Annotated in this window: 12 protein-coding genes; 6 read left to right on the top strand and 6 right to left on the bottom strand. The window is 38.4% G+C overall.

What is annotated here, in order from left to right; all coding sequences use genetic code 11:
• Positions 1 to 40: 40 nt before the first annotated feature.
• Both BV906_RS11725 and BV906_RS11720 read right to left on the bottom strand, forming a co-directional pair.
• Positions 41 to 1,330: a hypothetical protein gene (locus tag BV906_RS11725; protein WP_087973723.1), complete on the bottom strand. Its 1,290-nt coding sequence runs from the start codon at positions 1,328 to 1,330 to the stop codon at positions 41 to 43.
• A gap of 41 nt (positions 1,331 to 1,371) precedes the next feature.
• A complete protein-coding gene (locus BV906_RS11720; RefSeq protein WP_176330335.1) occupies positions 1,372 to 2,157 on the bottom strand; it encodes a serine hydrolase in 786 nt (261 codons plus the stop codon).
• Between the two features lie 258 nt (positions 2,158 to 2,415).
• On the opposite strand from BV906_RS11720, the gene BV906_RS11715 reads away from it, so the two are divergent.
• Positions 2,416 to 4,044, top strand: coding sequence for a glutathione ABC transporter substrate-binding protein (locus tag BV906_RS11715; protein WP_087973721.1), 1,629 nt, complete (start codon positions 2,416 to 2,418; stop codon positions 4,042 to 4,044).
• 100 nt (positions 4,045 to 4,144) lie between these two features.
• On the opposite strand, the gene BV906_RS11710 is transcribed toward BV906_RS11715, so the two are convergent.
• The 4 genes from BV906_RS11710 to nikC are packed head-to-tail and all read right to left on the bottom strand — an operon-like array spanning position 4,145 to position 8,115.
• Positions 4,145 to 5,164, bottom strand: coding sequence for an ABC transporter ATP-binding protein (locus BV906_RS11710; protein WP_087973720.1), 1,020 nt, complete (start codon positions 5,162 to 5,164; stop codon positions 4,145 to 4,147).
• Positions 5,139 to 6,182, bottom strand: coding sequence for an ABC transporter ATP-binding protein (locus tag BV906_RS11705; RefSeq protein WP_087973719.1), 1,044 nt, complete (start codon positions 6,180 to 6,182; stop codon positions 5,139 to 5,141). The genes BV906_RS11710 and BV906_RS11705 overlap by 26 nt, the downstream gene beginning before the upstream one ends.
• A 42-nt stretch (positions 6,183 to 6,224) precedes the next feature.
• A complete protein-coding gene (locus BV906_RS11700) occupies positions 6,225 to 7,181 on the bottom strand; it encodes an ABC transporter permease (RefSeq protein ID WP_087973718.1) in 957 nt (318 codons plus the stop codon).
• A gap of 16 nt (positions 7,182 to 7,197) precedes the next feature.
• Positions 7,198 to 8,115, bottom strand: a complete 918-nt coding sequence (gene nikC, locus BV906_RS11695; protein WP_087973717.1) for a nickel transporter permease — start codon at positions 8,113 to 8,115, stop codon at positions 7,198 to 7,200.
• Between the two features lie 377 nt (positions 8,116 to 8,492).
• Here nikC and BV906_RS11690 point away from each other — a divergent pair, with 377 nt between their 5' ends.
• The 5 genes from BV906_RS11690 (at position 8,493) to BV906_RS11670 (ending at position 14,083) form a co-directional block, all read left to right on the top strand.
• Positions 8,493 to 9,494, top strand: coding sequence for a TAXI family TRAP transporter solute-binding subunit (locus tag BV906_RS11690; RefSeq protein WP_087973716.1), 1,002 nt, complete (start codon positions 8,493 to 8,495; stop codon positions 9,492 to 9,494).
• Between the two features lie 134 nt (positions 9,495 to 9,628).
• Positions 9,629 to 10,180, top strand: a complete 552-nt coding sequence (locus BV906_RS11685; protein WP_087973715.1) for a DUF1850 domain-containing protein — start codon at positions 9,629 to 9,631, stop codon at positions 10,178 to 10,180.
• A complete protein-coding gene (locus tag BV906_RS11680) occupies positions 10,173 to 12,170 on the top strand; it encodes a TRAP transporter permease (RefSeq protein ID WP_087973714.1) in 1,998 nt (665 codons plus the stop codon). Before BV906_RS11685 ends, BV906_RS11680 begins: the two co-directional genes overlap by 8 nt.
• A 119-nt stretch (positions 12,171 to 12,289) precedes the next feature.
• Entirely contained in the window at positions 12,290 to 13,630 is a 1,341-nt protein-coding gene (locus BV906_RS11675) for an MATE family efflux transporter (RefSeq protein ID WP_087973713.1), read from the top strand.
• Between the two features lie 24 nt (positions 13,631 to 13,654).
• A complete protein-coding gene (locus BV906_RS11670; protein ID WP_087973712.1) occupies positions 13,655 to 14,083 on the top strand; it encodes a hypothetical protein in 429 nt (142 codons plus the stop codon).
• Positions 14,084 to 14,619: the final 536 nt, after the last annotated feature.

Below are 14,619 nucleotides of genomic sequence, written 5' to 3'. Positions count from 1 at the left end.
AGGAATTAAGGTTTCGGACACTTAATCCTGCAATCTAAGATTAAACCTTTATAGTAAATAACTTCCTTGGTCTACCTTTCAAATATGGGCGTTCTTCACCGGATACTTTAATAACATCTCCTGTCAGGAGCTTATTAACTGTTCGCTCTGCACTTCTCTTGGTTACTTTATAATAAGTTGCAATATCATTGGAGGAAAATGGCTCATTATTTCGGTCTGTAATAAAATCAATAAAATTATAGGATAGCTCATTATTCAACTTGGCTTTATGGATGAGTGCTTGGAATAAGCGGGAAGTATCAATATCTCGCATGATTCCGATTGGCCCTATGGTGTCCTTGCGTTCATTGGTAATGTAACAAATACTACGGTTATCTTTGCTGCATTTATCCAGTGCAAGATGTGCATGTTTTTGGGATTCCTCTGCCGTAAGACCGAGTCCAAATCCCATATCAATAGCCATGCTTAACGTTGATTGGATTTCACTAAGGAGCGGAAATTCGCGATAATGATTCTGCAAATGGTCAAGTAATTTCTTTGTTCCAACCATAACAAATTGATCGCTTCTATTATGTACGAGCAGGGCATCTGTTTGCTTTCCGAAATCTGTCAGGATTTGTTTTAATTGATAGATATTCTCTTCATAAGTCCGACTATTTTCAGCAGGAGCTACTCCAGTTTCTTTCAAGCGGATATATCCAGTCACAAGCAGTGCACCTTTATTTCTATTCAATATAGTTAGGGACTTGGCCTCTTGAATAGCCTGATTTAACAGGATATCAGGAATGATCATTGTACTGGCGGGTATACCAGAATGCTTCATATGTGACTCAACTTCTTTACTGGATGAAAGAACGTAGTCGATCGAGCCATCATCCCAAAGTTTCTTATGAAATGCTACAATTTTATCAATATCAGGAGCATCATCATCTTCGTAACTATAGTAATAAAACTCTTGTTCCTCGCCTCCAAATTCTTTTATCACTTCTGACATATGCTTTCTATTTGGAATATCAATAGAAATTCTGTCATGTTTTTGATTCCGAATATCCCTCCGTTTATAGAGGGAGCCAAGAATCATATATTCATTATGGGCGACAAGTACAGCAGGTAACTTTTCCTTTTCTATCTTCTCTCGTGCATATAGATAGGATAATGGTTCCGTAAATAAGTATACGTCACACATCAAAGCGCTTTCAATTATTTCTGTAACTTCACTTGAATGTGCATAAACGAAAGGGAGGATTTCAACATTATCATATTCTTCTGTTAATATATTCACGCGGTTTAAAATCTCCGTCCGACCAAACACTGCAATTTTTGTTTTCAATTTATTAAACCACCCTTTTAGTATCTCATTTCAGAAAAATATCAGCTGACCAGATAATTCATTAACAAACGTCCGATTTCTGCCATATACTTACTGGCATCACCGTTATTTTCCCAACCATCTGTCAGGACTGCTACTTCTAACACATTTCCGTTTGCTTCCATAATTGCTGCATCATGTTCCACACTATGTAATTCGCCGGTCTTATGATAAATTTTAATGCTCGTATCGTTTATATAGGTTGATAATTTGCTATTAAATTGTTGATTACCTAAAGTGTTTAAGATTTGCTTCCGACTATCATTTGAAAAGAAGTCATTTTCCCTTGAGAAAAGCTTCAGTAGACAAATGATATCAGCAGAAGTGGTAACGTTTTCATTTCCCTGTAAATGTGATTTCTGATCCATAAATTTCCGCTGAAGTGATGTATGATTACAGCCAATCTTAGTTGCAAAATGATTGATGTATTCCATTCCTATCGTATCAAGTAAAATATTTGATGCTGTATTATCAGAAACAATAATCATAAGTTCTAATAGATTTTGGTAACTAAATACATGGGCGTCTGTTAAATACGTAATAACTCCAGATCCTTCTACCATTGATTTGGGAGTGATATAAACGAGTTTGTCCAAAGAAATTTGCGTTGCTTCCACTTGCTGGTATGCCTCACCTAAGATAAATAACTTTGCAAGACTTGCTGCTTTTCTGGGTGTACGAACATTGATTGCTATACTTCCTTCATCAGTATGAACTGCGATGGAGAATTTGCTGGCAACCTCCTTCGTTAAGGCTCGTAACGCTGTTTCCAGTTCGTTTAGATGCATGTACTTCCTCCTTCCTTTACAGAGATGGGAAAGTATACTAATTATACTATTTATTAGGTTCATCATATTGAATTTTCTTACTATTGTCAAGAAGGCTATATAAGACAAAAGCAATGATGAAGCTGATGTTTCAATTGTATTAATAGAAAGTTTCACTTGTATTTCATTGAAACTTTTGGAATTATAGGTTAATCTATTATAAGGTAGCCTTAGATTTCTATTATATTGGCTATTACAAGAAATAGGGGGTTAATAAGAATGAAAATATCTAAAAAATCACTATTATTAGTTGTCTTCGGATTACTACTAAGTGTAGTACTTGTGGCTTGCGCAAGTGAACCAGATGAATCGGGTACAACAGATGATAGTGGAGAAGAAACAGATAGCATAGAAAATACTGAAGGTGGAGATGGATCTGGAGGAGATTTAGTCATTGCAAACCTTTCAGATGCAGTTTCCTTAGATCCAGCAGGTTCAAATGATACCGCTTCAAGTGATGTACAAGCGAATATTTTTGAATCTTTAACAACACAGGATGAAAATATGGAAGTACAGCCAAAACTTGCCGAAAGCTGGGAAGCTGTAGAAGATAACGTTTGGGAGTTTAAATTGCGCGAAGATGTTACATTCCATGATGGTTCTACGTTCAATGCTGATGTTGTAAAAGCTAATATTGATCGTATATTGGATCCAGAAGTGGCATCACCACGTGCATTCTTATATGATATGGTAACTGAAGTTGTCGTTGTTGACGACTATACCGTGCAATTTGTAACAGAGTATCCTTTTTCTCCGCTACCGGCTCATTTAGCGCATCATGGCGGTGCAATGGTTTCTCTTGAACAAATTGATGCTGATTATGCTGCAATGGAAGCTGGTGAAGAACCTGGTAGTGTGATTAACGAAAATCCAATTGGTACTGGTTTCTTTAAATTTGAAAGTTGGAATCCAGGTTCAGAAATCGTTATCGTTAATAATGAAGAATACTGGGGTGAACCTGCAAAACTTGACAGCGTAACATTTAAAGTTGTTGGTGAAGGTGGAACCCGTGTTGCTGAACTTGAAACAGGAGATTCCCATATTGCAAATCATGTTAGCCCGAATGACGTTCCACGTATTGAAGGAATGGAAAATGCAAGTATTTCCCAACAAAGCAGTGTAAGTTTATCTTATATTGGTTTCAACAATGAAAAAGAACCATTTGACGATCCATTAGTACGTCAAGCAATAAACATGGCAATTGATAGAGATGCAATTATCAATGGTGTATACGATGGAATTGGTACACCAGCTGCCGGACCTTTAGCTCCAGATGTATTTGGTTATGATGAAGATGCAGAAGGACTTGAATATGATCCAGAAGCTGCGAAACAACTTTTAGCAGAAGCTGGCTATGAAGACGGGTTCTCAACAACTTTATGGACAAATGATAGCCAAGAACGTATTGATATGGCTACTGTTGTACAGGCGCAACTTGCTGAATTCGGAATTGATGTAGAAATTGAAGTACTTGAGTGGGGTGCTTACTTAGAGCAAACTGCCAATGGAGAGCATGATATGTTTATCCTAGGCTGGAGTACTGTAACAGGTGATGCTGACTATGGATTATATCCATTATTCCACTCTAGCATGGTTGGGGAACCTGGTAACCGTACATTCACTGAGAATGATGAATTAGATGCATTACTTGATGAAGCACGTCAAGAAGCTGATCCAGATAATCGCCTTGAATTGTATAGTGAAATTCAAACCTTGTTGACAGATGTTGCACCATTTTTGAATATTCATCATCAAGATTTCCTTGTTGGTGTTAGTGATTCTGTTAAAGGATTTTGGCAGGACCCAACACAGATTCTACGATTGCAAGACGTTTATATAGAAGAGTAAGGTATAAAATAAGCCCGGAATGGTAGATTCACTATTCTGGGCTTATTTTTGTATACATAAAAAAAGAAACTCCATTTCATAGAATGGAGTTTCTAAGGAGTTAGACTACTGTTGGTTCATGTTCCCCACTTTTAATCTCTTCCATATAGTGACAAGCCGCCATATGGCCATCCAACATGCTATCTGCACTGCGCAGTTCTGGTGTTTCAGTTCTACATAGGTCCGTAGCGAATGGGCACCGAGTGTGGAATCTGCATCCTTTAGGTGGATCAATTGGAGAAGGGACATCTCCTTTTAAAATAATTCTTTCTCTTTTCTTTTCTACATCTGTACTTGGAATTGCAGAAAGTAGTGCCTGCGTATAAGGGTGCATATGATTATTAAACAGCGATTTTTTATCCGCAATTTCGACAATTTTACCTAAGTACATAACAATGATCCGATCTGAGATATGGCGTACAACGCCCAAATCATGAGAAATAAATAAATAGGTTAAGTTAAAATCCCGTTGTAGTTTTTTAAGCAGGTTTATAACTTGTGCTTGTATGGAAACGTCTAATGCAGATACAGCTTCATCTGCGATAATCAGCTGCGGGTTTACGGAAAGGGCACGAGCAATTCCAATCCGCTGACGTTGTCCACCACTAAACTCATGTGGCATTCGATCTGCCTGATGTGGCCCTAGACCAACTGTTTGCATTAGTTCGAGTACACGGTCATTACGCTCACTTTTAGGTACGGAATTTTGAATTTCCATTGCTTCTGTTAATATTTGACGAACTGTATGACGCGGATTAATTGATGCATATGGATCTTGGAAAATAATTTGCATGTCTTTTCGAACTTTATTCATTTCTTTTTTGTTGTATGCAAGTAAGTTATTACCGTCAAACTCTACTTCACCACTTGTTGGTTCATCCAGTCTCAGGATTGCTCTACCAGTTGTAGATTTACCGCAACCAGACTCACCTACAATACTAAGCGTTTCACCTTCATAAACAGTGAAGGTAACCCCATCAACAGCTTTAACATGGTTCACTGTTCGGCCTAGAATTCCGCCTTTAATCGGGAAGTGTTGTTTTAAATCGGTAACTTTAAGAAGTTCTTTCTGTTTCTGCATGAACGTTCACCTCCGGATCGCCATCCCATTCATCTGAATAGATCCAGCAACGAATTTGATTCCCATTTTCATCTGTCATGAGGTCTGGTAAGTTCTCTCTGCACATGTCTGTAGCAAACGGGCAACGCGGAGCAAACCGACATCCCTTAGGCATTTCCGCGGGGCTAGGTACCGAACCTTGAATAACAGACAGGTCGCCTTCTATATCATGATCATGTGGTGGGATGGACTTCATTAGACCTACTGTATATGGGTGTTTTGGCGCTTTAAATAATGTTTTTGTATCTGTAAACTCCACTACTTTTCCACAATACATAACTGCAACATAATCACATGTCTCTGCAACGACACCAAGGTCGTGTGTGATTAATAAAATACCCATGCCGAGTCTTTCTTGTAAATCCTTCATTAAATCAAGAATCTGAGCTTGAATCGTTACATCCAACGCAGTAGTTGGTTCGTCAGCAATTAATAATTCAGGGTCACAGGCAAGTGCCATGGCAATCATGACCCGTTGTCTCATTCCACCAGATAGTTCGTGTGGGTATTGATGGACACGTTTTTCAGGTGATGGAATACCAACAAGCTTAAGCATTTCAATTGATTTTTCGGTTGCTTGCTTCTTATTTAAACCTTGATGTATTTTATAAGCTTCACCAATTTGCTGTCCTACTGTAAAGGTTGGATTTAAGGAAGTCATGGGCTCCTGAAATATCATAGAAATTTCATTTCCACGGATACTTCGCATTTCTGATTCACTTTTATTCAGTAGGTTTTCACCCTTGAAGCGAATTTCTCCACCAACAATCTTCCCAGGTTCTTCTATTAAACGTAGAACAGAAAGGGCAGTGATACTTTTACCTGAACCCGATTCACCTACAACACCAAGGATTTTTCCTTTAGGAATGGTAAATGAGACACCGTCCACCGCTTTCACTTCAAGTTCTTTCGTAAAAAATGAAGTTTGTAGTTCTTTTATTTCTAATATATTTTCATAATGTTTAGGTGTACTTGTCATGTTAGTTGCTCCTTTCTTTCAATCTATTATATCTGTCAAAGCTTAATCTAAATCGATACGTTTGTTTAAGAATCGATAAGCTATATCTACTAATAAGTTTACAAATACGAACAAGAGAGCTACTACTAATATTGTACCTTGAACGACTGGAAAATCACGAGCCATAATCGAGTCGATAATTAACTTACCCATTCCATTTACTGCAAATACAGTTTCCGTAAGTACTGCGCCACCAAGTAAACCACCGAATTGTAGTCCGACAACAGTTACAACAGGAATTAAAGCGTTTTTTAATGCATGTCGATAGATAACAATACGTTCTTTAACACCTTTCGCCCTTGCTGTCCGAATATAGTCTTGACCAATAACGTCAAGCATGCTGGAACGGGTCATTCTAGCGATAATTGCTGCACTACCCGTTCCAAGCGTTATAACGGGTAACACGACCTGCTGGAAGCTCCCCCATCCGGATGGTTTAAACCAGCTTGTGTCACTTATAAATGGAACCCAGCTCGGCAAATCAATACCAATCGCAAACCATTGAATTAACATCAGTCCAAGCCAGAAGTTAGGCATGGATAAACCAAATAATGCAATAAGCATGAGTGAAGTATCGGCAAAAGAATATTTTCTTGTTGCAGATATTACTCCTGCAATTAATCCAATAAATACTGCTACAATCGTACTATATAGTGCTAATTCGACTGTCACCCAGAAGCGTGTACCAATCTCCTCGGTTACTTCTCTTCCGCTCCTCATGGAATTACCAAGATCACCTTGAATGGCGTCTCCAATGTAAGAGAAATACTGTACAGGCAAGGGTTCGTTTAGCCCTAATCGTTCTCTAATATTTTCAACTTGTTCCTTAGGCGCGCTTTCTCCCGCCATAATCTGTGCAGGGTCACCTGGAACTAGATGCATCATACTAAATACTAAGATAGAAACCCCTATTAATACAGGGATCGTTTGAATGATTCTTCTGATAATAAATTTAAACAAGACCGTTCACCTCTTTCTATTCTTTCGTTTTAGGATCAAATGCGTCCCTTAAACCGTCACCGAGCATATTAAATGCGAGTACGACTGCGACAATGGCCAGACCCGGAAATAGTGCAACATGTGGTGCATTATATAGGAAGTTCCGTCCGTCACTCAACATGGCTCCCCACTCTGGTGTAGGTGGCTGAGCACCAAGCCCGAGGAAGGATAGACCACTTGCAGAAAGGATCGCTGTTGCGATATTCAGTGTAGCTTGAACAATAATTGGTGAAGTTATATTTGGGAAAATATGTTTAAAGATGATTCGAGTATCACTAGCTCCTAGTGCTTTCATAGCATCTATGTATTCCAGTTTCTTAACGGATAGAGTTGATCCGCGGACAATTCTAGCGAAGACAGGAATAGATGATATTGCAACTGCGATAATTACATTTACTAGACTACCTCCAAGTACAGTAACAATAGCTAGTGCAAGAAGAATTCCAGGGAAAGCGAGCAAAATATCCATAAATCTCATAATAATACTATCTGTACGTCCACCATAATAACCGCCAATAATACCGAGTAATATTCCTATTGTTGCTCCGAGCAACACAGAGAAAAATCCAACAAGTAAAGTAAGTCCTGTACCATGGATGATTCTACTAAAAATGTCACGACCGAAATTATCTGTCCCAAACCAATGCTCCCCTGATGGAGTTTGAAGTTTGTTTACGAGATTTTGTGTGTCAGGAGCATAAGTTGTCAGGAAAGGTCCAATAATTGCAACAATTATAAAGAAAAGAATGAAAAAACCACCAATCATAGCGGATTTATTCTTCTTAAGTTTCCGAAAGACAATTTTCCAATTCTTGAACCGTGGATTTGAATTTGGATTCGGGTTTGATGGTTCAACAGTTCTTGTATTGTCGATATGTTCTGTCGAATGGCTCATATATTGCTAACATCCTTTCTATAATTTGATATAATACATAGACTTTGATTATATCATGAAAAGGGTGTTTTACAACTAAGGGGATAAGACTTTAGGAGGTTTCGCTCGGTTATAAAACCCTTTATATAAAAGGGTTTTCAGCTGCCTCTCCAAGTATCTAAGCTTTCAAAAATCTTATAAATCCCATTTATCTGTAAAGTGGTAATAGTAAGGATTTATAAAATAATGTCGTTTATTATTAGGCTTTTCCTTAGAAACTTATTTTCTAACTTTTCCATCCCTTGTCTAAGTGATTTTATTTTTAAAATAATTTGACAATAATGTAGATTCCGTTGTAAGATGATTTTACTATGTTCATATAATAAGGGGGAATTTACATGAGAAATAAAAATTTGTTTTCAAAGGCCGCTCTATTATTGGCAATGATTCTATTATTAGCAGCTTGTGGTGGAAATGAGAGCGGTAACAATGCAGACGATGGGGAGTCTACAGACGGTGAAGGTGAACCAGAATTCTTGCAAATGCTAACAGGAGGAACTAGTGGAACATATTACCCGCTTGGTGGAGAAATGGCTACCAATATCTCAGACGCAACTGGGATTGAAACAAGTGCTGTTTCCTCAAACGCATCTGCCGATAATGTAATTGCTCTACAGGAAGGTGAAGCAGAACTTGCTTTCGTACAGACGGATGTTGTAGCAAATGCTGTGGAAGGTGTTAATGCATTTGATGGTAATCCAGTTGATAATGTGCTTGCCGTTGGATCACTTTACCCAGAAACTATTCAAATCGTTACTACAGCTGATTCTGGGATTGCAACTGTCGAAGATTTAGCTGGTAAAACAGTATCTGTTGGTGCACCTGGGTCAGGAACATATATTAACGCGGAACAGATTCTTGAGGTTCATGGAATGACAATGGATGATATCGATGCCCAAAATCTGGACTTTAGTGAATCAACCGGTGGTATTCAAGATGGAAATATCGATGCAGCATTCATTACAGCTGGTACTCCGACAGGGGCTGTAGAAGGTTTATCTGCAACGATTGATGTAAGTATTATTCCTATTGCACAGGAAAAAGTCGATGAAATGATTCAACAGTATCCATATTATGCAGCAGATACAATTGAAGCTGGAACATACGGACTCGAGGAAGAAGTGACTACTGTAGCAGTTCTTGCAATGCTAGCTGTAGCGGAAGATGTCCCAGAAGATACCGTATATGAACTGACAAAAGCAATTTATGAAAATGCATCAAGTATGGCCCATGCAAAAGCTGAATTTATTAAATTGGAATCTGCTTTGGATGGTGTTGGTATTGATGTGCATCCTGGTGCACAGAAATATTTTAATGAAGAAGGAGTTAGTGCAGAGTAGATAGATAAATAAATAGCCGATTGCCCACCTTGGCTGTCGGCTATTTTTTACTTTGGAGTTAAGGTCGCCAGTAATGAGCTTGCTTGTCACCAAGCATCAAAAAATCCCTGTAAGATTTCATAGGTGGTTTATAGATGAAACATAGAATAAAGGTCGCAATAATAGTTTTAGTTTTACTTAGCGTATTAGGATTCATCTTGCTTTTACCTTTTCGTACTGCCCTGGTTTTTTATGAAGAGAATACCGACCATATAAATGCATTTCTGCCAATATCGATAGGTGATTCATTTCAATTAATTTTTACTCATTCGATTCACTTAACAGATGTTTCTGAGAAATACGAGGTGATGGACGATTATCGTATAAAGCAATTTGAAATTGTTTATGAAGAGTTCGGTATCGGTATGCCTTCGAACGCTGAGGAGGGTGAAAAGTTCATTTACGAAGATGGAAAATACCATGTGAAAGATTTGGATAATTATTTTCCTGAGATAAAAGTTAGAAATGGAAAAACAGTGTCGAAAAATCGCCTTGCTTGGGAAGAATCTCAATCCGATAAAATTACTCCCGAAAACATAAATATAGTTTGGTTTAATGATTACTTTGACCCTGGTGCCTGGTTTACAGTGAAAGTAGAGAAGCTTACTTTAATGGAATATTTGAAAGGAGTGAAAATTCATGAGTGATAAAAAAGATTCCAATGAATTAACAGAACAACAACATCGAGAATTATTAGAGAAATATGATGCTGAATCAAATACACGTAATGTCGGCGGAATAATTGGTAAGGTCATTTTTCTTACATTAATCCTCTTTTCCTTGTTTCAGATTTATACAGGTATATTCGGGCAGTATACCGCCTACATACAACGAACAGTCCACTTGGGATTTGCATTGTCCTTGATTTTTCTTTTATTTCCTGCGAGAAGAAAGACAAAAAGATCATCGGTACCATGGTATGACTATGTACTCGTAGTATTATCGATTATCGTATGTGCCTATTGGCCGGTATTTTATGAAACACTTGTACAGAAAATTGGTGGGATTGATAATGCACAGGCAATTATTGGTGGGATTGCGATATTACTCGTATTAGAGGCTGCTAGACGTGCTGTAGGGCTACCGATTACAATAATTGCTGTTCTATTTCTTGTCTATGCGTTATTTGGACCTTCTATGCCAGGGATGTTGGCACACCGTGGATTAAGTTTGCATCAATTAATTGGTTCGATGTTCTTTACAACAGAAGGTATCCTCGGCACGCCATTACAGGTATCATCAACATATATTTTCTTATTCCTATTATTTGGTGCCTTTCTTGTTCAAACTGGTGTTGGAAACTATTTTAATGATTTAGCTATTTCGATTGCTGGTAAACGTGTAGGTGGACCTGCAAAGGTTGCCATCTTCTCTAGTGCATTGAATGGTACGATTTCAGGTAGTTCCGTAGCAAATACAGTGACTACCGGTTCCTATACGATTCCAATGATGAAAAAACTTGGATATCATAAAAACTTTGCTGGTGCTGTAGAAGCAGCCGCATCTACAGGCGGACAAATCATGCCACCGATTATGGGGGCAGCAGCATTTCTAATGATCGAATTTGCTGGTGAGAGCTACTGGAACATTGCGAAGGCAGCAACAATCCCAGCAATTTTATATTTCGCTGGAATTTGGATTATGACCCACCTGGAAGCAAAAAGAATTGGATTACATGGATTGCCCGACGAAGACATACCGAGTAAAAAAGTTGTATTAAAAAAGATACATTTACTATTACCTATATTAGCTATTGTATACTTTCTCTTTATCGGCGTTAGTGTGGAAAGAGCAGCACTGTATGGTATTTTATCAACGATTCTCGTCAGCTTATTTAGAAAAGATACACGAATTACGCCGGCTAAATTTATCGTGGCATTGGAATCTGGGGCAAGAACTGCTCTAGGGGTTGCTGCAGCTACAGCCTGCGCAGGGATTATTGTAGGAGTTGTAACAAAGACAGGGCTTGGACTTAAATTGGGAAATAGTCTAGTAAGTGTTGCAGGTACACTTGCAAGCTCTGTGGAAGCGCAGTTGCTTCTAACATTATTCTTTACCATGATTGCTTCAATCATTTTAGGTATGGGATCGCCAACTACAGCTAACTACATTATTACCTCAACGATAGCATTACCAGCTATTTTGGCTTTGAACGACCAGCTTGAGGTTGCTATTCCTGTACTTGCTGCACATATGTTTGTGTTTTATTTTGGTATTGTCGCAGATATTACGCCACCAGTTGCTCTTGCTGCTTTTGCTGCAACGGGAATATCGGGTGGAGAACCGATAAGAACAGGATTTAATGCATCTAAGCTTGCGATTGCAGCTTTTATAATCCCGTATATGTTTGTATTAAACCCAACGTTGTTAATGATAGAGGGAACTGTATTGGATATAGCCTGGGCACTTATATCAGCACTCGTTGGGATGATAGCGATTGGTGCTTGTATGATTGGTTTTTGGTATAAAAGGCTAAACTGGGTTGAAAGGATTATTACACTTATAACAGGTTTAATGTTATTATATCCAGAAGGAAATACAGACATGATTGGATTAGGAATATTTATTGTTCTCCTCATTATCCAAATTATGAAGCGAGAAGATAAAAAGGGTAACATACAGAGATCGGCTAGCTAAGCATAATGTTATACTGATAATTAAGGTGATCGGGTGTTCTGCCTGGTTGCCTTAACTCGTTTATATATTTAACTGCTTAGAAAATAAGACTTAATTAAAGGTAGAAGGCTGGTTTTTTCATGAAAAGGCAACATGACTTTACGGAAGGAAATATAGTAAAGCAACTAATCATTTTTTCGGGTCCAATTATCCTCACCAATTTATTACAAACGTCCTACCAGTTTATTGATAGTCTATGGGTAGGGAATTTATTAGGAGCAACCGCACTAGGGGCCATTGCCGTTGCGAGTACAATAATTTTTATCGTACTTTCATTCGTTATCGGTTTGAATAATGCGGCTTTAACCATTTTGTCCCAGCAAAAAGGTAAAGACAGTGAGGATGGTCTAAAACGGTATTTAAATGCATTTGTCGTACTATTGACAACTATTGCTATTGTGCTGGGCAGTATAGGATTTGTATTCTCGGAACAGTTTTTATTGCTCCTTGGAACACCGGAAGAAATGCTGGAACAAGCAAACGCTTATCTTCAAATTAACTTCCTTGGAATATTGTTTTTATTTGGCTATAACTTCATTAGTACGGTCCTGCGTTCTATCGGTGATAGTAAAACACCACTACGTTTTGTGACGATAGCTGTATTATTGAATATCGTTTTAGACCCGCTATTTATAAGTGTGCTTGGTTGGGGAGTGGAAGGTGCAGCATATGCAACTGTAATATCACAAGGGATTGCCTTTTTATATGGAATTATTTATGTTTTACATAAAAAACTTGCACCATTTAGTGTTCCAACGTTGCCCCGAAGTGCGGAGATAGGTCTGATATTGAACCTGGGAATTCCTTCAGGTTTACAGATGTCTGTAATTTCTGCGGGATCAGCTGCAATCATGACAGTTGTCACTACGTTCGGCAGTGGAGCAGTTGCGGGATTCAGTGCAGCGCAACGATTGGATAGTGTACTTATGCTTCCTGCCCATGCGCTAAGTACAGCAGTTAGTAGTATGGCAGGCCAAAACATTGGTATTAAAAATTGGAACCGAGTGAAAGGTATTGCTAAATATGGAGTGCTATACAATTTTTCAGTTATGCTTTTTATTGGCATCATCGTTGCTTTTTTTGCGGAGTATGGTGTAAAACTGTTTATCCGTGAAGAAGAAGCGGTAGAATTCGGAACGAGGTATCTACAGATTATTGCATTATGTTATCCATTTCTGGGTATCAATTTTATTTTAAATGGAATTGTAAGAGCTGCTGGTGCCATGTATCAAGTATTGGCTTTAAATATCATCTCATTTTGGGTCCTACGTTATCCACTTACTGCATTATTTGCATCTATTTTTGGTGAGACAGGAATTGCAATAGGGATGGGTGCAAGCTTTATTGTAAGTAGTGTAGTTGCTGCACTGTATTACCGGTTTGGCAAATGGCGTAAAAAGGATTTGTTTAGAGGAAGATAGCCATAAAAATAATGGAGATAATATATGAAACTATTTATCAAGCTTTTTAGTATAGGAATTATTTCCGGATTACTACTTGGCGGATTTCTAATGCTCATAGAGGGCTTTACAGGGAAAACAGTTTATGTACTATTAATGAATATAGACTATTTCCCTGTGGTAGGCAGTTGGGAAATAGACGCTATAACTGAATTTGCATTGCATTTAATGGTATCTATTTTGCTCGTATTTGTGATTTACTTTTTGTTCTCAAAGTGGAATATCGTTACTAGGTTGATTCCTTATATCCTAATGAATGCTTTAATCGGTGGAATGTTGTATATTACTACTAAACTATCAGAACGAACACCGGCAATTGATGATATCGTTGCATTAATTTACTGGATTAGTGGGCATATTCTTTATGGTATAATAGTTTGGTTTCTAGTAGTCAAATTGATAGTTAAAAAGTAAGGCTGTGCTAGAAGATTAGTTTACTCGTCCTACCAAAAAGATTTAGGACTGTGCATTGCTCATCCCACCGAAAAGATTTGTTGTTTTTCTGAATTCTATAAAATGCTCGTAACTGCTGGTTGTATCCATAAGTATGTGCTTTTCAAAGCCGTCCGGGATCGCTCCGGGCGGATGCGCACCTTAGGGCACGGCCTCAGCCTCCTCGAGAAAACCATTCTGCGGGGTCTTCGGACACGTGCTGTTCCCGCAGGAGTCACCGCCCACAGCGATGCCGGACTGGTAAAGCTATATGATATGATTTACAACAATCACTAATGCAGTTAATAGTTTGTAAGCTTAATACCAGCTCTGGGAAATATACGGAGACTCCTGCGGGAGGAAAGGCATAGGTGAGACTCTGAAATGCGCTAGCATGAAGAGGCTCACCAGCCGGCCGCCCTAAGGTGCGCGAAGTATATTTCCCAGAGCGGTCGCCGAAGAAACTTACCTTATGTCACAGTTTATCTCAACTATGAGCTTTATAGTAACGTTGGGAC

Source organism: Oceanobacillus rekensis, assembly GCF_002153375.1.
Classification (GTDB): Bacteria; Bacillota; Bacilli; order Bacillales; family Amphibacillaceae; genus Oceanobacillus; species Oceanobacillus rekensis.
This window is presented reverse-complemented; position numbering and strand designations above follow the sequence as displayed.

Excerpts from the sequence above, each read along its gene's own strand:
- BV906_RS11720 (WP_176330335.1), bottom strand. The coding sequence starts at position 2,157 with ATGCATCTAAACGAACTGGAAACAGCGTTACGAGCCTTAACGAAGGAG.
- BV906_RS11715 (WP_087973721.1), top strand. The coding sequence starts at position 2,416 with ATGAAAATATCTAAAAAATCACTATTATTAGTTGTCTTCGGATTACTA.
- BV906_RS11710 (WP_087973720.1), bottom strand. The coding sequence starts at position 5,164 with ATGCAGAAACAGAAAGAACTTCTTAAAGTTACCGATTTAAAACAACAC.
- BV906_RS11705 (WP_087973719.1), bottom strand. The coding sequence starts at position 6,182 with ATGACAAGTACACCTAAACATTATGAAAATATATTAGAAATAAAAGAA.
- nikC (WP_087973717.1), bottom strand. The coding sequence starts at position 8,115 with ATGAGCCATTCGACAGAACATATCGACAATACAAGAACTGTTGAACCA.
- BV906_RS11690 (WP_087973716.1), top strand. The coding sequence starts at position 8,493 with ATGAGAAATAAAAATTTGTTTTCAAAGGCCGCTCTATTATTGGCAATG.
- BV906_RS11685 (WP_087973715.1), top strand. The coding sequence starts at position 9,629 with ATGAAACATAGAATAAAGGTCGCAATAATAGTTTTAGTTTTACTTAGC.
- BV906_RS11680 (WP_087973714.1), top strand. The coding sequence starts at position 10,173 with ATGAGTGATAAAAAAGATTCCAATGAATTAACAGAACAACAACATCGA.
- BV906_RS11675 (WP_087973713.1), top strand. The coding sequence starts at position 12,290 with ATGAAAAGGCAACATGACTTTACGGAAGGAAATATAGTAAAGCAACTA.
- BV906_RS11670 (WP_087973712.1), top strand. The coding sequence starts at position 13,655 with ATGAAACTATTTATCAAGCTTTTTAGTATAGGAATTATTTCCGGATTA.